Annotated in this window: 24 protein-coding genes; 14 read left to right on the top strand and 10 right to left on the bottom strand. The window is 42.2% G+C overall.

Translation table 11 applies throughout. The features are described 5' to 3' along the window. Positions 1-213 precede the first annotated feature (213 nt). Both ACHUFN_RS00005 and ACHUFN_RS00010 read right to left on the bottom strand, forming a co-directional pair. A complete protein-coding gene (locus ACHUFN_RS00005) occupies positions 214-828 on the bottom strand; it encodes a glutathione S-transferase family protein (RefSeq protein ID WP_394220195.1) in 615 nt (204 codons plus the stop codon). A gap of 28 nt (positions 829-856) precedes the next feature. After that, on the bottom strand, positions 857-1,918 hold the full coding sequence (locus ACHUFN_RS00010) for an NAD(P)H-dependent flavin oxidoreductase (RefSeq protein WP_394220196.1): 1,062 nt from the start codon (positions 1,916-1,918) through the stop codon (positions 857-859). A 144-nt stretch (positions 1,919-2,062) separates the two neighbouring features. Between ACHUFN_RS00010 and ACHUFN_RS00015 the strand changes: the two genes are divergently transcribed. Further along, positions 2,063-2,407 (top strand): winged helix-turn-helix transcriptional regulator, encoded by a 345-nt coding sequence (locus ACHUFN_RS00015; protein ID WP_394220198.1) that lies wholly within the window; start codon positions 2,063-2,065, stop codon positions 2,405-2,407. A 158-nt stretch (positions 2,408-2,565) separates the two neighbouring features. On the opposite strand, the gene hmpA is transcribed toward ACHUFN_RS00015, so the two are convergent. Further along, positions 2,566-3,753, bottom strand: coding sequence for an NO-inducible flavohemoprotein (gene hmpA, locus ACHUFN_RS00020; RefSeq protein ID WP_394220199.1), 1,188 nt, complete (start codon positions 3,751-3,753; stop codon positions 2,566-2,568). A gap of 543 nt (positions 3,754-4,296) precedes the next feature. On the opposite strand from hmpA, the gene norR reads away from it, so the two are divergent. Beyond that, on the top strand, positions 4,297-5,874 hold the full coding sequence (norR, locus tag ACHUFN_RS00025) for a nitric oxide reductase transcriptional regulator NorR (RefSeq protein ID WP_394220201.1): 1,578 nt from the start codon (positions 4,297-4,299) through the stop codon (positions 5,872-5,874). A 111-nt stretch (positions 5,875-5,985) separates the two neighbouring features. Here the strand turns inward: norR and ACHUFN_RS00030 are convergent, their stop codons facing one another. Continuing rightward, positions 5,986-6,366, bottom strand: a complete 381-nt coding sequence (locus ACHUFN_RS00030; RefSeq protein ID WP_394220202.1) for a response regulator — start codon at positions 6,364-6,366, stop codon at positions 5,986-5,988. Positions 6,367-6,525: 159 nt separating this feature from the next. Here ACHUFN_RS00030 and ACHUFN_RS00035 point away from each other — a divergent pair, with 159 nt between their 5' ends. The 12 genes from ACHUFN_RS00035 (at position 6,526) to ACHUFN_RS00090 (ending at position 15,669) form a co-directional block, all read left to right on the top strand. After that, positions 6,526-7,041 carry an STAS domain-containing protein gene (locus ACHUFN_RS00035; protein ID WP_394220203.1) on the top strand — a complete coding sequence of 172 codons (516 nt, stop codon included), beginning with the start codon at positions 6,526-6,528 and terminating at the stop codon, positions 7,039-7,041. A 2-nt stretch (positions 7,042-7,043) separates the two neighbouring features. Then, on the top strand, positions 7,044-7,388 hold the full coding sequence (locus tag ACHUFN_RS00040) for a hypothetical protein (protein ID WP_394220204.1): 345 nt from the start codon (positions 7,044-7,046) through the stop codon (positions 7,386-7,388). Beyond that, complete coding sequence (locus ACHUFN_RS00045) at positions 7,357-7,740, top strand: ATP-binding protein (RefSeq protein WP_394220206.1); 384 nt, start codon at positions 7,357-7,359, stop codon at positions 7,738-7,740. Before ACHUFN_RS00040 ends, ACHUFN_RS00045 begins: the two co-directional genes overlap by 32 nt. Before the next feature lies 1 nt (position 7,741). Next, on the top strand, positions 7,742-9,661 hold the full coding sequence (locus tag ACHUFN_RS00050) for an ATP-binding protein (protein ID WP_394220207.1): 1,920 nt from the start codon (positions 7,742-7,744) through the stop codon (positions 9,659-9,661). Positions 9,662-9,867: 206 nt separating this feature from the next. After that, the gene (locus ACHUFN_RS00055) at positions 9,868-10,560 is read left to right on the top strand and encodes a tRNA-uridine aminocarboxypropyltransferase (RefSeq protein ID WP_394220209.1); all 693 of its coding nucleotides are present in this window, start codon (positions 9,868-9,870) and stop codon (positions 10,558-10,560) included. 74 nt (positions 10,561-10,634) lie between these two features. Then, positions 10,635-11,132 (top strand): thiol peroxidase, encoded by a 498-nt coding sequence (tpx, locus tag ACHUFN_RS00060; protein WP_394220211.1) that lies wholly within the window; start codon positions 10,635-10,637, stop codon positions 11,130-11,132. Between the two features lie 89 nt (positions 11,133-11,221). Then, positions 11,222-12,052: a sulfurtransferase gene (locus ACHUFN_RS00065; RefSeq protein ID WP_394220212.1), complete on the top strand. Its 831-nt coding sequence runs from the start codon at positions 11,222-11,224 to the stop codon at positions 12,050-12,052. 10 nt (positions 12,053-12,062) lie between these two features. After that, positions 12,063-12,788 carry a Sir2 family NAD+-dependent deacetylase gene (gene cobB, locus ACHUFN_RS00070; protein WP_394220213.1) on the top strand — a complete coding sequence of 242 codons (726 nt, stop codon included), beginning with the start codon at positions 12,063-12,065 and terminating at the stop codon, positions 12,786-12,788. A 12-nt stretch (positions 12,789-12,800) separates the two neighbouring features. After that, positions 12,801-13,427 carry a LysE family translocator gene (locus tag ACHUFN_RS00075; protein WP_394220215.1) on the top strand — a complete coding sequence of 209 codons (627 nt, stop codon included), beginning with the start codon at positions 12,801-12,803 and terminating at the stop codon, positions 13,425-13,427. Positions 13,428-13,509: 82 nt separating this feature from the next. Further along, positions 13,510-14,241 (top strand): YciC family protein, encoded by a 732-nt coding sequence (locus ACHUFN_RS00080; protein WP_394220216.1) that lies wholly within the window; start codon positions 13,510-13,512, stop codon positions 14,239-14,241. Further along, entirely contained in the window at positions 14,234-15,025 is a 792-nt protein-coding gene (locus tag ACHUFN_RS00085; RefSeq protein WP_394221018.1) for a glucosaminidase domain-containing protein, read from the top strand. Before ACHUFN_RS00080 ends, ACHUFN_RS00085 begins: the two co-directional genes overlap by 8 nt. After that, positions 15,022-15,669 carry a DUF2987 domain-containing protein gene (locus tag ACHUFN_RS00090; RefSeq protein ID WP_394220217.1) on the top strand — a complete coding sequence of 216 codons (648 nt, stop codon included), beginning with the start codon at positions 15,022-15,024 and terminating at the stop codon, positions 15,667-15,669. Before ACHUFN_RS00085 ends, ACHUFN_RS00090 begins: the two co-directional genes overlap by 4 nt. A gap of 25 nt (positions 15,670-15,694) precedes the next feature. Here the strand turns inward: ACHUFN_RS00090 and ACHUFN_RS00095 are convergent, their stop codons facing one another. The 6 genes from ACHUFN_RS00095 to ccoS all read right to left on the bottom strand — a co-directional run bounded on the left by ACHUFN_RS00095 (position 15,695) and on the right by ccoS (position 20,691). Beyond that, positions 15,695-16,720: a patatin-like phospholipase family protein gene (locus tag ACHUFN_RS00095; protein ID WP_394220218.1), complete on the bottom strand. Its 1,026-nt coding sequence runs from the start codon at positions 16,718-16,720 to the stop codon at positions 15,695-15,697. Further along, positions 16,721-17,674 (bottom strand): tRNA 2-thiocytidine(32) synthetase TtcA, encoded by a 954-nt coding sequence (gene ttcA, locus ACHUFN_RS00100; protein WP_394220219.1) that lies wholly within the window; start codon positions 17,672-17,674, stop codon positions 16,721-16,723. It lies immediately after the preceding gene. 144 nt (positions 17,675-17,818) lie between these two features. After that, entirely contained in the window at positions 17,819-18,742 is a 924-nt protein-coding gene (uspE, locus tag ACHUFN_RS00105) for a universal stress protein UspE (RefSeq protein WP_394220220.1), read from the bottom strand. A 256-nt stretch (positions 18,743-18,998) separates the two neighbouring features. Beyond that, on the bottom strand, positions 18,999-19,739 hold the full coding sequence (fnr, locus tag ACHUFN_RS00110) for a fumarate/nitrate reduction transcriptional regulator Fnr (protein ID WP_394220221.1): 741 nt from the start codon (positions 19,737-19,739) through the stop codon (positions 18,999-19,001). Positions 19,740-19,784: 45 nt separating this feature from the next. Beyond that, the gene (locus tag ACHUFN_RS00115; protein ID WP_394220222.1) at positions 19,785-20,444 is read right to left on the bottom strand and encodes a sulfite exporter TauE/SafE family protein; all 660 of its coding nucleotides are present in this window, start codon (positions 20,442-20,444) and stop codon (positions 19,785-19,787) included. Beyond that, a complete protein-coding gene (ccoS, locus tag ACHUFN_RS00120) occupies positions 20,431-20,691 on the bottom strand; it encodes a cbb3-type cytochrome oxidase assembly protein CcoS (RefSeq protein WP_394220224.1) in 261 nt (86 codons plus the stop codon). The genes ACHUFN_RS00115 and ccoS overlap by 14 nt, the downstream gene beginning before the upstream one ends. Position 20,692 lies beyond the last annotated feature (1 nt).

Raw genomic sequence — 20,692 nt, forward strand, 5'->3', positions numbered from 1 at the left:
TCTGTACTCTCCATTAAATGATTCTTCGCAAAATCAGTTTAATGAATGCGGATGTCCCCCGTTAATGATGAAGAGCCCGATAACACCTTCCCTAATCCTTTGCCAATTGCCCTTTTTAAGGTTAAGTTGATTTTCAAATGTTTGGCATAAAGCTAATACAAAAAAGGCGCTATCTTTATGTAGCGCCTAAATATTATTACCAATTAATTTCAGTTATGACTTAAACAACGCAAACTCAACGCCTTCTTCCTCAAATGCACTTGAGAAATAGGGGGCTTGAATGACTTGTTTAATCATCCTATCCACGTTCGGGCCACGCTTTATGTCAACGTTAAAGAATGTACCCCAATTGGCATAGATGCACAGCAGGTAATCGATAATTGTCACTTTCTCACCGCTCACAAAAGGGCGTGACTTAAGTTGATCATCAACATTTTTCCACAGGGAATTAATGGGTTGCGCTGCTGCCTCATAAGCCTCTTGTTGTGTCTTACCCTTTAAATTATTCATAGCAAAAAATAATCGGTTATATGCAGGGTGCATCGTCGCGTAATTGAACATTAGCTTTTGTATAAACGAACTCTTTTCTACAACGTCAGTAGGCATCATTTCGCTCTTGTGTTTTTCTAGCAGATAAAGAACAATTGCAGCCCCTTCGCAAATGATCATTCCGCCGTCATCAAGCGCTGGAACGGCGCCTACTGGGTTTATTGTGTTGTAATTATCGACAGTGTTTTTGGGTATCACTTCAAAGTCTTGTTCAAGAGCTTTTAGTAATATATGAATACCTGTAGAACAGGAACCTGGCAAACCGTATAGCTTGTACATCTAGATCTCTCCAATATTGAGTTGCGTGTTAATCCATGTCAGCCACAATGGCTTCTATCAGTGCTCTTGCCTTTTTATGCTTCAAAAGTGGCGCACCCTGACCAGCATAAAAAGAAGCGAAATTTCGATTTCCTTGTTCATGTGCAGATTTTTTAATAGTGGAAGTATAAAAGCTTTGAATAGGAAACGGCAGTGGCAGCTCCTTTGATTGCTCAATAGCGTCAATGAATTCATTGGGTATAAATCGTGCCAACCGTCCCGTAAAAGCTCGGCTTAAGACAGTTTTGTAAGAGGCGTCGCTAAAGAGAACATCACGATGCATTGTGCTCGTGCCAGATTCTTCACAGGCCAAGAACGCCGTGCCTATTTGAACACCTTGTGCACCTAATGCTAACGCAGCCTTAACGCCTCTAGAATCAACAATACCTCCGGCGCAAATGACAGGAATTTTTACGCGGTCAACGATTTGTGGAACTAACGCTAAACCGCCGTACAGTGAGTTTTCGGGTTTATCCATAAATGACACGCGGTGTCCACCTGCTTCAAGACCTGTTGCTAAAATGATGTCCACTCCGGCTTCTCCCATAGCTAGCGCTTCTTCTAATGTCGTTACAGCACCAATTGTGGTTATTTTCTTTCTGCGACATCGTTCCAAAACGTCATGGCTAGGAATACCATAAACAAAGCTAAATACTGGTGGTGCTGCTTCAATAACAGCCTCGACTTGTTCTTCATAGTTTTCAGTGTACTTATCGGGAAACTCGGGGAGTTTTATATTCAGGGCATCGTAATAGGGTTTGAAATACCCGACGTAATCGTTAAATGCTTCTCGTTGCATATTTAAACCACCTTCATCGTGATCAGATATCCAAAGATTGATAGCGTAAGGTCTGTCAGTTTCTTTGCGAATGTCGTTTATTAATTCGCTAATTCCTGACGGAGAAAGGATGTGAGCACCAAACGATCCCATTCCTCCAGCATTTGAAACAGCAGCGAGAAGTTTTACAGTGGATAACCCTCCGCCAAATGGACCTTGAATAACGGGGTACTCAATACCAAGCTTTTTGGTTAGCTCATTTTGGTTCCACATACGTCTTTCCTTTTAATAATATGGCTTAATTTTTAATTTAGTTTTTAATAGTTACCAATGTATATCAAGTAATATCTTGATACTTGCTCAATTTTTGAGTTACCGTATGGTAAGCTCATAACCAAATAGTAAGTTGAATAATCAGTGCTTAAACAACGAAAAAACAACGTGGAACCGCCACCTGAAGAATGTCCAATCAATGAGTGTCTAAGTGTTATTGGCGGTGCATGGACGCCCAATATCATCTGGTATTTAAGTGCCCAGCCAAGAAGGTTTAGCGAACTCAGAAATGATATTCATGGCATCTCACCAAAAGTTTTAACTGACAGATTAAAGAAGCTTGAGTCTGACGGAGTAGTTCATAGGGAAGTTATGTCTACATCCCCCCCGTCCGTGGAATATTCGCTGACTGAACTCGGCAAGGAACTAAAACCCGCAATTGATGCTATTGTCGATGTGGGAAAAAGGTTGAAGGATATTAAAGAGTAGTGTTTGCTGCGCTTTTTCTATTAAGTTGTCCGCTTACTGTTTTTAATTTGGCTTAATCAGCGGCAAAGTTGTCAGTGATAACTTTGCCGCCACAGTTAACAGAAATCGCTTTGGACCTTTGGATTTACATCAACGGTTTATCTTAACGTGACGAAAAGTTATAAATCGTTATGAGGGCCGAACATTTCATAGTAGATTTGCTCGCTTTTTACGCCAAGGTCCATCAAAGCGTGCTTGCAAAAACGCATAAATGGAACTGGACCGCATAGATAAAAATCACCGTCTTCTATCGGCAACTTTATTTCAGGATGAGACAAATCTATAAAACCAGATTTTGCTTTTGCATCATCAGCATTGGTTTCATACCAGTAATGGTAGTGCAATTGACTATATACCGTTTCTAATTCGCGGAGGTGTTGATGAAAAGCATGTTGCCCCGCGTTTTTACATGCATGAATAAAGGTTACCTCTGCACTGTTGGCTTTGTTTTCTAAAATCGCCTGGAGCATAGTAAACATGGGGGTAATGCCTACGCCCGCCGAAATCAAAACGTTGTGCTTCGCAGCGTCTCTTAGTACAAAATCACCTGCAGGAGCGATGAGCTCGATTTGGCTTCCAATTTTAACTTCATCATGTAAGTAATTAGAAATAAGGCCGTGGTACTCTCCCGTTTCGCGCTTTACTGAAATACGGTAAAAATTTTTATATTCGAACTGTGACAATGAATACTGGCGCTTTTGTTGATAATCAGAAGCGCCATTAATATTCACTGTAATGTATTGGCCTGGCTTAAACTGTCTAATAGGCTGTTGATCTACGGGGCTGAAATAAAAGCTCGTGATTTGCTCTGACTCCTGAACTTTGTCGATAACCTTAAACAACCGCTTGCCATTCCAGCCACCGTTAGTAACCCGTTGAGATGCATACATCGTCGATTCTACATCGATAAAGGCGTTGGCCAAATAAGCATAAGCTTCCTCCCATGCCTTTAAAGTGGGTTCATTGAATGTTTCAGGAGCTAGCTCTGCTAATGTCGCTAACAAGTGTTTGCCAACAATGGGGTAGTGTTCTGCTTGAATGTCTAGGCTTACATGTTTATTTGCAATTCGCGACACCATTGTATTTAGCTGATCTAAGTCATCGATGTAAGTTGCATAAGCCGCAAGTGCGTTAAACAACGCAAAAGGTTGAGCACCACCTGCTTGATTTGACATATTGAATATGTGTTTTAACTCGGGGTTTAGGGAAAACATTCTTTGATAAAAATGCTCAGTAATGGCTACACCAGCATTGGCAAGAACAGGTATTGTTGACTTAACAGCTGTAATCGTTTGTTTTGACAGCATATAGAACCTCTAAGTAAAGTTAGTCGCGCGCTTTAGCGCAGGGTGATAAATATTGGTGGGTTAATTAGCGATGGAACAACATCAATAAAATTTGTGAGAAAGCACGGCGTATCACTAGTCGATTGAACAGTTTTAATGCAACGCATCGAGCGTCAAAAGGTGACTTAATAAACGCAGAAGTTACACCCATTGTCATATGGCCTGCTTCAAGCCGTGGTATAAAGAGATAAGACTCAAACCGATAGAGCACCAATTCAGATGTACATAAAGTTACTGAGAGTCCAGTTAAACCTACGTTTGCTTTTTTTAATTGCGTCAAAGCCACATCGAACGCATAGGAAGTGGCGTTGGTTTTTACATTCATACCCTATCTCTCGTAAATTATGGACGTTGTGATCAAATCTTGTTCTTTGCGTTTCCTTTTACAGATTACATGCCAATTAGTATGTTGTTGATAGTATTGCGTATTTTGTGGGGTTGGTTGATTGATGTGTCATTTTGACTTCTTTATAATGGTGTCATATTGACACGATGGAGTGGGGTATGACCTCAGAGAATTTCGCGCTCGAAATCGAAATGGCAATGGATTTTTCAAAAAGCACACAGGCTTCAGATGTAGAAGTGCAATTGATTAGTGCTATTCGAAAGCTGATTCCATGTGATGCGATAGCCCTTTTAAGAGAGAATTCGGGCTGGCTGACACCCATAGCAACTCAAGGGTTGTCATTTGACACTTTGGGTCGTCGCTTTAAAGTTAAAGATCACCCAAGATTTAGCACGCTATGTAGCATGCGCAGCCCGTATGTATTCCCTTCTAATTGTAATTTACCCGATCCATATGATGGACTGTTGCTGACAAAAAGTGGCGATTTACCGGTACATTCCTGTTTAGGCATTCCATTAGTTGAAGAGAACAATCTGCTGGGTTTAATAACTATTGATAGTTTGAACGTTGGTGCGTTTGAAAAAATATCATCCAAAACGTTAGAGGTTGTTGCTTGCTTAGGTGCACAAACCCTCAGTAACGCCAACGCGATCAAGCGTTTAAAAAATGAGGCAAAGCAGGCTCGAACTTTAGTACAGGAACTAAATGATGAAGCGTTAATGAGTGGTGGCGGCGAAATTATTGGCAGAAGCCAGGTTATTGAAAAGCTCCGTAAAGATATTTCTTTAGTCGCCACCTCAGACTTCAATGTTCTTATCACGGGAGAGACTGGTGTAGGTAAAGAGCTTGTTGCAAGAACCTTGCATCATGAGTCGGCAAGAAAACACATGCCTCTTGTTCATGTTAATTGTGCTGCACTGACCGAAACGCTAGCGGAGGCGGAATTATTTGGTCACATTAAAGGCGCGTTTACGGGGGCCGATAAGAATCGGGAAGGAAAATTCAAACTCGCTAATAAAGGTACACTATTCTTAGACGAGGTTGGAGAGTTGCCCTTTAGTGTTCAAAGTAAATTGCTACGCGCTATACAAAGTGGAGAGATCCAGCGAGTAGGTGAAGACAAGGTAACTTACGTGAACGTTAGAGTGATAGCTGCGACTAATCGCGATTTAGAGAACGAAGTTAACAATGGTTACTTTAGAGCAGATTTGTTTCACCGCCTTTCTGTATACCCAATACGCGTTCCTGCGCTTAAAGAGCGAGACAAAGACGTTTTACTCATAGCAGGCTTTTTTATTGAGCGGACGCGCAGAAAGTTGGGGCTACGCCAGCTCAAATTGTCTTCTGAGGCGGCATCTAGCCTTATGTCATATCATTGGCCCGGAAATGTTAGAGAGTTAGAGCATTTAATAAGTAGGGCATCGTTATACGCCAAAGCCAACTCAGCAAACCACGATATGGTGGTGATCGATGCGAATTGTTTAGATATACACCATCAAATAGAAGGTACAACTAAAGAAGCGTTGGTTTCTCGTGACGAAGCACCACTTTGGGGAGACAGTCTTAAAGAAATGACAGAGTCTTTTCAGCGCCAAAAAATTGTTCAGGCGCTTTTTGAAACGGATGGCAACTGGGCTAAGGCTTCGGCGTTACTTCGTCACGACCGAGCCAATTTCATGCGATTGGCTAAGAGACTGGGTGTATCCATTGACAAAAATGTTTCGGTCAAACCTTAAACCGCTAAAGAATACTGAGGTTTAAACAGTTCATGAAAAGGGCGCATAAAAACTTAACAATTTATTGTGAGCATTTTCAAATAGTTAGTTGTAAAATTACTTTAACTACCTTTAACCACAAAGTTGCGCAGAACCCACACACATAGAAACTTTTTGATTGAGTAGCTCAAAGTCAACGGGTTTAAGGAAAAAGTCGGAGAATCCTTTGCTCAAGAGCTCTTGAGCTTCCAGCTCGGTTGCTGCAGTAACAGCAATAATGGGAGTTGAAATGCCTGACTGACGGATCCGCCGCGTAGCCTCTATGCCATCGCAAATGGGCATTTGTATATCCATCAAAATGACATCGTAGGTAATCTCTTTCGTTTTTTCGAAAGCCTCAAGGCCATTATTTGCCTTGCTCACATTCGCTCCTTCACTTTCAAAAATGAAAGACAACATTTCCAATGTTTGCATTGAATCGTCGGCAATTAGAATACTGAGACCATCAAACATACAATCAATCCATTAACGTTTTGTTGTAACAAATCGTAGTTGCTGCTCGCTTTATGTCCAATAATGGCCGCTATTTATATACTAAAGTATATGTTTTTAAAGTTTCGGAAAACAAAGTATTAACCTATTTTGAAATGTAAACATCGCTAGGAGAAAGCAATGACAACACAAAAAAATGGGATTTCAGATAGCCAAAAAATACAGCATCAAGGCGCTACGATTGCAAGCCAAAACAGCAAAATAGACGCACAACGGGTCGAGATTGATGACCTTCAGGAGCAAATTGTTGCTAGTCGGTTCGACTTACCACTTTTAAAAATAGCAGAAAACGTATTGATGGTGCCGCTAGTAGGTTCAATGGATTCGGTTAAATCACAAAAAGTGATGGAAGACATACTGCTTAACATTAAAGAACAAGCAACACGCGTTGCCGTTATTGATATTGCTGGTATTAATATTGTAGACAGTTCTGTTGCGGCTCATCTTATTAAGATTGCAAAAGCTACTCGTTTAATGGGCTGTCGTGCCATTATCTCTGGCATCTCTCCTCTTATTGCGCAAAATATTGTTAATTTGGGTATGGACGTGTCAGAACTTATCACAACAAATACTCTGAAAGATGCTATGGCAGAGGCTTATAAACTAATCGGTTTTGAACTGGTAAAACGAACATGATAATGCTGCAAAGTAAATTGTCTCAAATGCAAGGCGTAACTGTGGTTGACCTTAACTCCGAAGACCTAAATATAGACAAGCTGTGCTATGTATTTTGTAAAGAGTTAGATGTAATTGGAAGTCAGAAAATCGTTATCGATCTTAGCTTGGTAGATGTGATTATAAGAGCCGAATTACACAAGCTGGCGGCATTAAATGTCGGTTTGAAGATGATGGGGAGGAAGGTGATTTTTTGTGGACTTAATCCTTTCACCGCGTCCGTATTGCTTACCTTTGACGCAGACATTCCATTTGATACTGAACTGGACGTAAACCATGCAATCAAAACGATATCACATTCAAGTTAACACAGATGTTCACGCATTACTCAATAGTGTGGCTTATTTTGCACGGCATTTTGTTCCTGACGATATCACGTTAACCGAAATTTCTACGGTTACATCAGAATTAGCTTACAACATCATTAAATATGCAGGAAACGGTACAATCACTTTATCTTGTTCAGACAGTAAATGTGTAATAGAGGCGATAGACAGTGGCACTGGCATGCAAATGGGTATCGAACACGCATTTGTAGAAGGGAGAAGCTCATCTGGGAGTTTGGGGTTAGGTATGTCATCGATTGTCAGGATGTCAGACGAATTCAATTTATCTACCTCTGACAGTGGCACCTGTATAACATGCGTAAAAGGATACTAGCATGGTGTCGCATGTATTTCAGATAAAACCTTTTACAACATCAAACGGATGTGGTGATTTTGTTTATACAATTGAACGCGAAAACGATTTTTTGTTTGTGTTAGGCGATGTTGGGGGGCATGGAAATTTAGAGGTGGGAACACTAGCGAAGAGGATGAGAGAATGGATAAACGATAATCACCTCTTGTCGATTAAAGCGTTGTTCGAAGGTTTGAATAAAATCGAGGGTGTAGAAACATTTGGTGCATCTATATTTTTAGGGCGAGTAGACACTTCTCACCCTGGACAACCGCTTTTACACTATATTTGTATTGGCGATATAAGAGCGATGAAATTAGGCCAGTCGTCAGTTAAATCGCTCCCCTCGCAGCAAGGAATAATGGGCGTTGCCTTTTCCAGCTCCGTGAAAGAATTTGTTACTAACCTGAATGCTGGAGAGGGAGTGATAGTGGCGTCGGACGGCGTAAGCCTAAGTGAAAAAGCGTTTTCTGGTTTTCCAAAAGAGCCTATCGACAAAGCTTGTGAACGTATCATGTCACAGTCTGCTAAAAAAGATGATGACGCCAGCTGCATTCTGCTAAAGATGGAAGGAGGAAGACAGTTAGGCGAAAAGAAAGCGCACTTTCAAACACAGATTTTAAGTAAGCCAAATATCGACCTCGAGTCAGCCTCCAATCATGTTTTAAATCGCAGTGTAGAAAAAGAAAAACTAACACAGCATAGCTCTACATCGCTTATGTCTGAAACTTATGAGCCGGTTGTAGTACCCCTGCCAGCAGAAGATAGCTTTTTTTGCGTTTTTGATGCACTCACTACCGCACGACAAAAAATAGACGAGCTGAATAATTACTTTTTGTTGAACAATAAACAGGGTATAGCTTTAAAGAGCCTCGCATTAGAAGCTATCTCTGAACTCGGTGCGGACATTCATGTGAATGTTAGCAAGGAAAAACTATTTTTCTCATTTCCCTACCAAAAAGTGTTCGAGAAGCGTGCGTATCTGTTGATGAGCAAAGCGCAAGTTGGAATTTCCCCTTGCGGTGAATGGCTTATCATTTGTATGGGGTTACCAAGCTCTGTCGACATAACTTCTATCGCTTTTGCTGAATTCAGAGAACGAGTGCAATTGGGAATTAGTCAAGAAAATTACGAGCAATATCAGCAAGACCAAAAACGAGATGTGGTACTTACGCAACAAGCAAAATTGGCATCTATGGGCGAAATGATAGGCGCGATTGCACATCAATGGAGACAGCCCTTAAACGAACTCGCCTTGCGTATTCAAACGTTGAGATATAGAGCTAAACAGGGCTTAACCGATGAAGATATTAGTACTTTTATAAAGGAGAATTTGGTAACGATCGACTTTATGAGTAAAACGGTAGATGATTTTAGAAATTTCTTTCGCATTGATAAGAGCAAAGAAATCTTTGATGTTTCAGAAACAATAGAGTCGGTTGTTGAGCTGCAAAAAGCGCAGTTATTAAATAATGGCATTAAGGTACTGATTTCTGGCGAAACGTGTGACGTGGAAGGGTTTAAATCTGAGTTTCAACAGGTCATTTTGAATGTAATTGGTAACGCGAGAGATGCGTTAAACACAATAACAATGCAGGAAAAAGTTATTGATATCGTTTTTGAATTGAACAAGATAAGCATTACAGACAACGCAGGAGGCGTACCTATTGATGTGATGCAACGAATATTTGAGCCCTATTTTACAACCAAGGCGCATGGAGAAGGCACTGGAATGGGTTTGTATATGTCGAAAATGATTATAGAAGACCACATGCAAGGTACTATTGATGTTAAAAATGTGACTACGCACAACGGCAAAGGGGCTGAATTTACGATAACCCTACCTTTAATTGATACGCCGAGAAACACGATGTCGACTGTCGCCTACGAAATGCAATCCTAAAAAGTGAGTCCGAAACGTAATTTATAGCTTATTCTTTTCAACCAAATACGTTTAAATAGCTAGTAATGTGCTGCCCCACGTATTGATAACGCACGTTGTAGGGTTTAGGTAAAGCGGTGTCGAGTGGTTTTTAAACTACTTTGGTGTGTTACCATTGTGACCTTTTCGACAATCTAGATATACCATTGATAAAAAGTAACGCAATTATGCGCTTAAGGGCTGAAGAACTCACAAAAGCTGAACGCCCATTTCACGCCCGTGGAAGCAAGGTTACACGCTGTGACGCTTGTTTACTTCCAATTCAAAATTGTATTTGTGAATTTAAGCCTGAAGCTGGCACAGATGTGGCGGTTTTATTTTTGATGTACAAAGGCGAATATTACAAGCCAACAAATACAGGCCGATTGATTGCTGATGTGGTTAAAGACAATCATGCTTTTCTATGGAAACGAACCGAGCCAGACGAAGCATTGCTGTCGTTGCTACGCGACGAAAAGTACTATCCAATTGTGGTCTTTCCGCATGAATATGCTGCCCAAGAGCGTTGTATTGATACTCCACCATTGAATACAGGCAAAACGTTACTATTTATTTTTTTGGATGGCACGTGGCGGGAAGCAAAGAAAATGTTTGCTAAAAGCCCTTACTTACATAATTTGCCAGTTTTAGGTGTAAACATGAGCATGGCTTCAGACTATTTACTCAGGGAGTCTTGCCATGATTTTCAGCATTGTACCGCTGAGGTTGGCGTTAGCGTTCTGGCGCTCGCTGGTCAGAATCAAAGCGCACACACGTTGGCTCATTATTTTAGCGTGTTTAGACGTGAATATTTAAAAGGTAAACCGCATTTACAACACAAACTTGCATTTGCCGAATCACAGGTTAAAGAAGACGTTTAGAAAACATCATTTTTATTTGCGAACACGTTGTTTTACATCCATTATTTTACATTAACAATACACGGAGAAAGCGAATGGCATCAGTTACTTTTCAAGGCAACACGGTTACAACAAAAGGTCAGCTACCAGAAGTGGGTGCAAAAGCGCCTGGCTTCACCCTTGTGAAAGCAGATTTGGGTGAGGTAACGCTGTCTGAGCTTGCAGGGAAAAACGTCGTATTAAATATATTTCCTTCAATTGATACTGGCACTTGTGCAACCTCGGTACGTAAATTTAATGAAAAAGCTGCGAAGCTTGATAACACAACGGTAATCTGCGTGTCAGCCGATCTTCCGTTTGCTGCGGGTCGTTTTTGTGGTGCTGAAGGTATTGAAAACGTGCTGACTGGCTCAACGTTCCGCTCAAGCTTTGGCGATGACTACGGCGTTACCTTTGAGTCTGCACCGCTAACAGGTTTGATGTCGCGCTCGGTAGTGGTGATTGATACTGAAGGTAAAGTGGTTTACACCGAGCAAGTTGCTGAAACAACAGAAGAGCCAAATTATGACGCCGCAATTGCTGCACTAAGCTAAACGTAAAGTGCTGATAGAGTTAATGCAATTGATTATGGCGTGATATAACTAAGGCATTCACGTCAGTGAATGCCTTGTAGGAGAATGTAATGGCACCAGTGTTGCTTTCAGTTGGTGAATTAGCTAATGCAATGCAACAAAAGCCGATAACGCTGATAAGAGCGTTAATGGATGATCCGATTTCTAAAACACCAGATGCGCGAACGACAATGGTTTTGCCTGCATCTGTCGATTTCGACTTAGATACTGACGGAAGTGATCACACCACAAGCCTTCCTCATAGCATGCCCAGTGCAGAAAACCTCGCTATTTATCTTGGCAACCTAGGCATTACAGCTAATACGCCGATTGCAGTGTATGACACCCGCGGCATTTATTCTGCACCAAGAGTGTGGTGGATGTTAAAATCATTAGGTCATCAAGATGTTGGTATTTTAAATGGCGGGCAACCAGCATGGGAAAAAGCAGGCTTACCAGTGTCTGAACAACAGCAATACGGTAAATTAACTTATCAAACTACGCCTAGGTCAGGCTGGTTTGTAAATTCACGTGCTGTACTTCAAGCCATTAATACAGATACGCAACTTGTTGATGCGCGAAGTGCGCCGCGTTTTAAAGGAGAGGTGTCTGAACCACGCAAGGGTGTTAGGTCCGGGCACATGCCAGGTGCATTTAATATTCCTTTTGATGCACTATTAAAAGACAGACACTTCTTAAGTGTCGAGAAGCTGTATGCAGTATTTGACCGCGCCAATGTTGATTTACAAAAACCTATTATTTGCACCTGTGGCTCGGGTGTAACCGCTTGTATCGTTGGCATTGCTGCTCTGATGTGCGGCGCTACTCAGGTTTCAGTCTATGATGGCTCGTGGTCAGAGTGGGGCGCAGATACCCAATACCCAGTAGTTAAAGGTAATTAAAGTCAATTTAATGAATGGAAATAAAACAAAACCCAAAATTGTTGTCCTTACCGGGGCAGGAATTTCTGCCGAGTCTGGTTTAAAAACATTTCGCGACAATGACGGCTTATGGGAAAATCACCGTGTAGAGGATGTTGCTACACCAGAAGCCTTTGAACAAAACCCTAGTTTGGTTTACCGCTTCTATAACGCTCGACGTGCACAGCTTCAAGAAGATGTGGTTAAGCCAAATGCGGCGCACATAGCACTGGCTAAGCTTGAAAAGGCGCTAGGCGAGCGCTTAATGCTAGTGACACAGAATGTGGATGATTTGCATGAGCGCGGCGGCAGCAGCTCGGTTTATCATATGCATGGTGAACTCTTATCAGCACGCTGTGCTATTTCACAGCAGTCATTTCATTGGCGTGATAGCTTTGATCACACTACCAAATGTCCGTGCTGCAGCAGAGTCACATTACGGCCTGATATTGTTTGGTTTGGTGAAATGCCTATGTACATGGATGAAATATACAATGCGCTTTCCCAATCCGATGTGTTTATCGCTATTGGCACGTCGGGCAATGTTTACCCCGCCGCTGGCTTTGTTCAAATTGCTAAAGAGTGTGGTGCGCACACCATTGAGGCAAATTTGGCCCCTGGCGCTACCAATGCCTTATTTGATGAGTCGTTAACTGGTCCCGCGTCACACATTGTTCCCCAGTGGGTTGATGAGATTATTTCAAAATATGCGCTGTAGGAGGCGCAAAACATGCAGTATATGAATGAATTCCTAACCATCGCACTAATACATCTTGTTGCAGTGGCAAGCCCAGGGCCTGATTTTGCTGTGGTTGTACGCAACAGCATAGCCTATGGAAGACGCATAGCTATGTTTACAAGTGTTGGCATAGGGCTGGCTATACTGTTGCATGTTGCCTATTCGCTAGTGGGCCTGAGTGTGGTTATTGCCACTACACCTTGGCTGTTTACCACTTTTAGTTATGTTGCAGCGGCATATTTACTTTATCTCGCATTTGGCGCGTTAAGAAGTGGCCCGGTAAAGCAAGATGAGAAGGTTAACGCAGAACCTAAAGCGGCTCAAATTTCAGCGAAAAAAGCCTTATGGATGGGATTTCTTACGAATGGCCTAAACCCCAAAGCAACACTTTTCTTTCTTTCACTTTTTACTGCCATAATCAGTATTGATACTCCGTTTACAGTAAGACTTGGCTACGGCATTTACTTGGCGATCGCAACAGGTGTATGGTTTTGTTTTCTCTCTTACTTGCTAAGCACTAGTAAAGTAGCTGAACTTATTGGCAAAAAAGGCTATTGGTTAGACCGCGCTATGGGCGTGATGCTGGTGGGTTTAGCCGCGAAACTGGTACTGGGTTAATATTTGTTTAGCATACAAACAGGCATTTGTTTTTGTGAATTGGTATAATCGCGTCGATTTTATAAAACTATAAGAGAGTTGTGTGAAAGACGTAAATCCAGATCGCCTGAACAATACGCTATCTAAACAGTACCAATTTGATATTAAAGGTCTATTACGCCGCGCCGCAGGCTTGACTAAAGCTAACTTTTCTTCCTTGTTGCAAGGTAGCGTAGTACTGTTTTTAACGTTTGTTGTTTTAGGTGTGGTTGCACAGCAATACATCACGGTTAACAACGATGGCACCTATGTATTCGAGCATCAGTCCATTATTGAAATTGTGGCAATTTGTATTGTCGCACCTTTAATAACAGGTTTGTATATGATGGGGGTTTTTGTAGCGCGTGGAGTTAAAACCTCAGTATTTACAGTGTTTCAGTTTTTTCCTGTTATATTTCTTCTTGCATTAACCCAATTAGTTAACAGCATATTAGTTCAGTTAGGCCTTATGCTATTGGTTGTTCCCGGCATCTATTTTTACTTAGCATCGTCTTTTTCTCTCATGTTAGTGGCTGACAGAAAGCTAACGCCTATTAGCGCAATTATTCTATCTTGCCGTGTATTCAATGCATACTGGGCACAAATCGCCAGTGTTTTTGGTGTGTTCTTTTTGTTATTCGCAACGGTACCACTTACATTGGGCTTTTCTCTTATTTGGGTCTTACCTTTTTATTTTAGTATGATGGGCTTGCTCTATCAGGAACTCATTGGCGAGCAAGGCGGTAGCACGGAAGCATCGGAAACCGGTGTGAATGAGTCTAGCTTCGATGCATAAACGCGAAACCTTTAAAATTGTTCTTATAACGCTAGGTGTGTTGGCAGTCATTGTCATTAACGCTGTAATCTTTACTGAGGACGAACCCGATATATTAGAGATCCCTCAAACGGTAGAGGCTACAAAACCTGTGCCCAATTTCGCAGCGTACACGAATGTAAAAGAGAAAAAAGAAGCGTTTTTTAACTACTTACGCCCCGAGGTTGAGAAGCAAAATGCCTATTTACTAACACTTAGGCATTATATTCAAACACTTTATAGAAAAGCGCTCGCTGATAGCTCACTCTCTGATGAAGACATGGCAAGGTTGGAATGGCTTGAAGAAGAATACCGCGTTAAGCCTACGCAGCCTCTGAAAACTAAGCTATTAGCGCTGCTTCAAAAGATTGATGTGTTACCCTCAGAACTTGTATTGGTGCAAGCTGCTAACGAGTCAGCTTGGGGGACCAGCCGTTTCGCTAGAAAAGGCTACAACTTTTTTGGCTTGTGGTGCTTTTCTAAAGGCTGTGGTTTTGTTCCAAGTCGTCGAAATGATGGGGCTTCGCATGAGGTTGCTAAGTTCGACAGCTTGTCTAGCGCCACCTATACCTACATGCGAAACTTAAACCGTCACGATGCTTATGCCGACTTAAGAGAGATACGCAGCCGTTTGCGTGCTAATCAAATTCCTATTACTGGTGTAGCATTAGCAGAAGGGCTAATGAACTATTCTGAGCGTGGAGCCGCTTATGTAGAAGAGCTTCAAACAATGATCCTATTTAACGAGGAGTTTTTATCCGAATGATACGCGCGGCCTTATTTTTTGCTTCATCTCTATTTATGGGAGCAAACAGTGCTTTGGTAGTAGCAGAAACGATAGATGTTGAGTACAGCCGTTTTTACAGCCATGTTAAGAAACTAGATAACGAAGACACTCAAGCGCTTCAATTTGCTTTTGGTTTTGTTCGAGTAGGAGAGGGGCGTTTATGCGAAGTGAATAACGCAACTATCGTAACCGATAAGAAAACCATGGCGCTTGAAGTGAGCGATGAAGGGCGCTTCACTGTGCCGACAGAAAAAGCACTAAAACTGGCGAATGCGCTTGTTAGCATTGACTTAAATGAGCGAGCCAACGTGTGCGATATGTCGGTGCAACTTGAAACAAAACCCGAATACCTAAAGCAGCATTACACGAAAGAAGACCTGACTTTTTTGTATGGTCAATATGAAGCCTTCTTCAATGAGATGGGCAGCTTTTTGTCTTTCATGATGCCTTCGGTAAAAGGGCTAATGATTCAATTTGATGACAAGAATTTAGACTTTGTTACGCCGCAAGGTGTGCATATAAATAACGGCGTACTGCATCTTGAACAAGAGTGGATTGACAACGCTAAAGGCTTAACGCTGCCTCATGCGCCATTGCGTGTTACCGCAATGGCGTCAAGCTAAAGCTAGCCGCTTATTGTGGAATCAGTTAAGTTAGTAACTGATATCTAATTTGTTCAGCTAAACGCGCGATAGTTTCTTCACCTTTCGCGCATAGCTCTTCCGCTCTGTGAAATTCCATAATCCCGACATCTGTTAGCTGTGGTTCAATTAAGATGTCTGGCGGATCGCCTGCTAAACGTGAACGCGTTACGCGGGCTTGAAGTATTTCTAGTGAACTGCTCATTACGCTCATAATGCCAGGCGGATTGCGTTTGTTCACTTTCGCAGGCACTTCAGTAAGCTTTTCTTCAACTTTCTCAATAACTTCAGCAGCAACGCCTTCTTCAGTTTCTACCGCATTAGATGCATCGCTATTAACTGTTTCGTCTTTTTTCTCGATTGCCTTGTCTTCTTTACTGTCAGGCGAGAACCATTGACGTAAAACGTTTTGGCTTTTTGTGAAGAAGTCTTCGGTTTTACGTTGGTTCTCTTCGTGATCTTGACGTAGTTTTTCAAGGCGAAGCGGGCGGAAATCGGCGTTAAGGTTTACCGCAATAACAAAGTCTGCGCCTAATTGACGACAAAGGTTGACGGGAACCGGATTTACAACCGCACCGTCGACCAGCCAGCGGTCGCCATGTGCTACGGGCGCGAACAGCGCAGGAATTGCACAAGATGCTTGAATAGTACTACCGATAGGACCAGAGCTAAATACGACTTCTCGCCCTGTGTAAAGATCGGTTGCTACTGAAGCGAAAGGCTTTTGCATGGATTCGTAAGACGTTTCACAAAACTCACTTGCTAGCTTATCAAAGACTTTCTGACCACTGGCGATACCGCCGCGCCTAAGGCCAACACCCATCAGCGCTAGTACTTGCCAGTCGCTTAGCGAGCACGCCCATTCTTTCAAACCGTCTAACTTTCCACTTGCGTAGGCGGCGCCAACGTAAGCACCTATTGAGCAGCCTGCAACTACATCAATTTTAACGCCTAGCTTTTCTAACGCCTGGATTATTCCTATGTGAGTCCAGCCGCGCGCTGCACCTGCACCTAACGCAAGTCCTATTTTCATTTACTTCGGTTCCATTATATTTACTACTTCAATTGCGTTGTCTTCATCGCTAAAACTTACGCTAGTGTCTGCAGTAAAAGAAGGTTGATCAAATCCGATATCCCCATCTTCTACAGGGCCGTCTTGAGTCGTTATGGCTTTGAAGTCGTATAAATTGCTGTCGACTAAATGCGACGGCGCTACATTTTGAAGCGCTCTGAACATCGACTCAATACGACCTGGGAATCGGCGGTTCCAGTCTTGAAGCATCGCTTTTATATTTTGACGTTGCAAGTTTTCTTGAGAGCCACAAAGGTTACATGGAATGATAGGAAACTCAGCGGCTTGCGAATATTTTTCTATGTCCTTTTCGGTACAGTAGGCCAACGGACGAATAACAATATGCTCGCCGTTATCGCTCACCAACTTGGGTGGCATAGATTTGAGCTTGCCTCCATGGAACATATTTAAGAAAAACGTTTCAAGCATGTCGTCGCGATGGTGGCCTAACGCAATTTTAGTTGCCCCGAGTTCTTTCGCTGTTCGGTACAAAATACCTCGGCGTAGACGAGAGCACAACGAGCAAGTTGTTTTGCCTTCGGGAATTTTGTCTTTAACAATAGAGTACGTGTCTTCCTCTACAATTTTGTAATCAACGCCGATGCTGTCTAAATACTCTGGTAAAATATGTTCAGGAAAGCCAGGCTGCTTTTGATCAAGGTTTACGGCAACAATGTCGAAGTGAATAGGCGCAATCTTCTTTAAAAACAAAAGTATATCTAACATAGTGTAGCTATCTTTACCGCCCGATAGACACACCATTACTTTGTCGTTGTTTTCAATCATACCGAAATCGCCTATGGCTTTACCCACATTGCGACGAAGACGTTTCTGAAGTTTGTTGAAGTTGTATTTCTGCTTACTTTGCGCTGCATTCAAAGGCGACGCATCAGCACTGCTTGTGCCTAAACTCATAATTAACTAGCTTGGTTCGTGATAAAGCGTGCATTATACAATAAACCGCCTTTTCTAGACCATGCTTGTCTTGTTAAATTTATGGTCACACAGCCGTTGCTTTCCCGTCAGCCAATCGTTTTGTCTCATTTTTTCACAGTACAGTTAATTAGATAACGGCGATACGAATCCATCTGGCTTAATAGCCAACACATCACAGTTGAGTTCGTCGATCACGTGCTCAGCGGTGTTGCCAATGAGGGCTGCAGATAACCCCACACGTCCAACTGTGCCAATGATCACAAGCTCAGCATCTATATTCTTTGCGACCTGAGGAATAACTTTTTCGGGTAGCCCTTCTTTAACAACACATTTTTCATCAGGAATGCCGTACTTCAAAGCGTGACTTTTCATTTCTTTTTTATGGTGGTTTTTAACAGCATCGTGGTAAGTATCAGGATCAAACTCTGGTACTTCTATCGCAATATTCAATGGTGTAGATGGAAAACTATTAACCAAGTTAACGCTGCCATGTAATAAGGCAGCGTAATCATTGGCAATAATAGTGAGTTTATCGTTAAGAGCAGAGTGTTCATCATCTTCGCTGCCCACGTTTACTGCCGCAATAATTTCACCACCCTCTGGCCAACCGTGTTCTTTCACTAAAAGTACCGGGCGAGGGCACTTACGCATCAAATGCCAGTCTGTTGGGGTGAAAATAACCGACGCAAGGTCATCGTGCTTCTTCGTTGCTTTTACTACCAGGTCTATTTGGTTGTTAAGCGTGTAATAGATGATTGACTCGTAAGCCCGGTTATTCCACTCAACGACAATGTCGGTTTCACCAAAACCTTGTTCTTTCAAATGAGTTGCAAGCCATTTTGCGTACTCTTTCGTTACCGCATCGCGCATGGCTTCTCGTTCATCGGGGCTTAACATGGTTGTCATATCATAGGATAAGTCGTATACCACCATGATGGCGGTCACTGTCGCCCCCGTTTTTGAAGCGAGTTCATAGGCACGACTCAGTGCGGGTTGGTTATCACGCTCGGCATCGACCACAGCGAGAATTCGTTTACATTCAATCATAACTTCCCCTTAAGCTTTACGCTTGTTAGTGGCAGTCAAAAATTCTGAATTTCAATGATGTCTTATAATAACTATAAACGACAAAAGTAAAAACGTAAGTTGTTTTAGATCATGTTTTTTACAAACGTTTATTTGTTTATAAGAATTTACGAGAGAATTTGGTCTGAGAGTGTTTGAAAATAGATGATCACCCTTCTAAACCAAAAAGCGCGCATGGAGCGCGCTTATTTCATTTTAAATGTGAAATAGACCAGGGTTAGCCGTTGCAGACTACGCTTGGACCATTCATCGCCGATAATTTAGAGTTTAAGCGTTCAAAGTCTAAGATTGTAATCAGCTTTCCATCTACTTTAAGAATATTGTCTTTTTGAAAGCGGCTTAAAAGACGGCTTATGGTCTCAATAGTTAAGCCTAAGTAGTTGCCAATTTCGTTTCGCGTCATAGTGAGGTGAAATTCTCGGTGAGAAAAACCTCGCTCTTCAAAACGCTGAGATAAGTGAGAAATAAAATACAGCAAACGCTCTTCTGCAGTGCGTTTATTTAACAGCATAATCATATCGTGATCTTGTTTTATTTCTGCACTCATAAAGCTCATGATTTGATGGCGTAATTTTGGAAACTGCACCGACATTTCATCAAGTGTTTCGTAGGGAAGTTCGCAAACCATGGCAGTTTCTAGGGCAGAAGTATAACTTTGATGCTTGTTTTCACGTAGGGCATCGAAGCCAATGATGTCACCAGGGAAATGAAAGCCTGTGATTTGCTCTTCACCTTCGGTGTTAGTTACAAAAGACTTAAACGAACCCGTTCTTACAGCGAAAAGTGAACGGAATTGATCGCCCGTTTGAATAAGCGTGTCGCCTTTGTGTAGGGGCTTTTTACGTTCGATTATATCGTCAAGTGATTCTATTTCAGTTTTATTCAGTGCAACTGGTAAGCACAGATGGCTGAAACTGCAGTTTTGACAATGAATTGAAAATTGGCTTCCTTTGCTCATAATGCACGCTCGCTTGATGAATTCCCGACAATAATACACATATTTCTAAACGATTGCGCTATGAATGAGATAAGTCGCGTATATGGCCATTATAGCCGCAATTACTTGTCTAAAATAGGTATGTTGAAAGCTTCGAATTAAGTATTGGCTACCGGCGCTTGCTGCAAGTAGTGTGGGTAGTGTTCCTAGGCCGAAGAAAAACATAACAGCAGCACCTTGAGTGGCGTTACCCGCTGCCAATGACCACGTAAGCGTTGAGTAAACTAAGCCGCAAGGCAACCAACCCCAGATGAAGCCATAGGGAATAGCGCTTAATGGTGTTTTAAACGGAAGAAATCTTTTCGACAGAGGCTGTAGCTTCGAAAATAAGCCTTTTCCTGCATTTTCAAGCAGAGCTAAACCTGTCCACCACTTACCTAAATAACACGCTAACAAAAGCAGCATGATGCCGCTAAGTAAGGACAGTGCATAGTTGGCTAAAGGCACATAGTTGGCCGCTATTTTCCCCAACGCACCAGTAATAGCGCCAGCTAGGGTATAACTTGCTATTCGCCCCATGTTGTACGCAAGAGTATAGGGCACAGCAGAAGCACCTTTTGGTGACACCATTCTTAATGCGGCAACAATTCCGCCACACATGCCTACGCAGTGTACTCCGCCAGCTAGGCCAATTAAGAACGCAGAGAAGTAATTAATTCCTTCCATGCTTAGCTTGGCTACTCTTTTGGTTGTTTTTAGTTAAATCGGGAGCTTCTTCGTTGCTTTCCTGAAACTGCTTGCGCTGCTCTGCCAACTTTTTCTCTTCTGGCGGTAGGTCATCGTCAAAAAGGATACTGTAGCCTTGTCTGTCCAAGTCTTCGAATTGGTTGGTTTTGACTGCCCAAAAGAAAATCACAATAGCGACAGCAACGATGATAACGGCGATAGGGATTAATACGTAAATAATACTCATG

The organism is Alteromonas gracilis (assembly GCF_043642145.1).
Lineage (GTDB): Bacteria > Pseudomonadota > Gammaproteobacteria > Enterobacterales > Alteromonadaceae > Alteromonas > Alteromonas gracilis_B.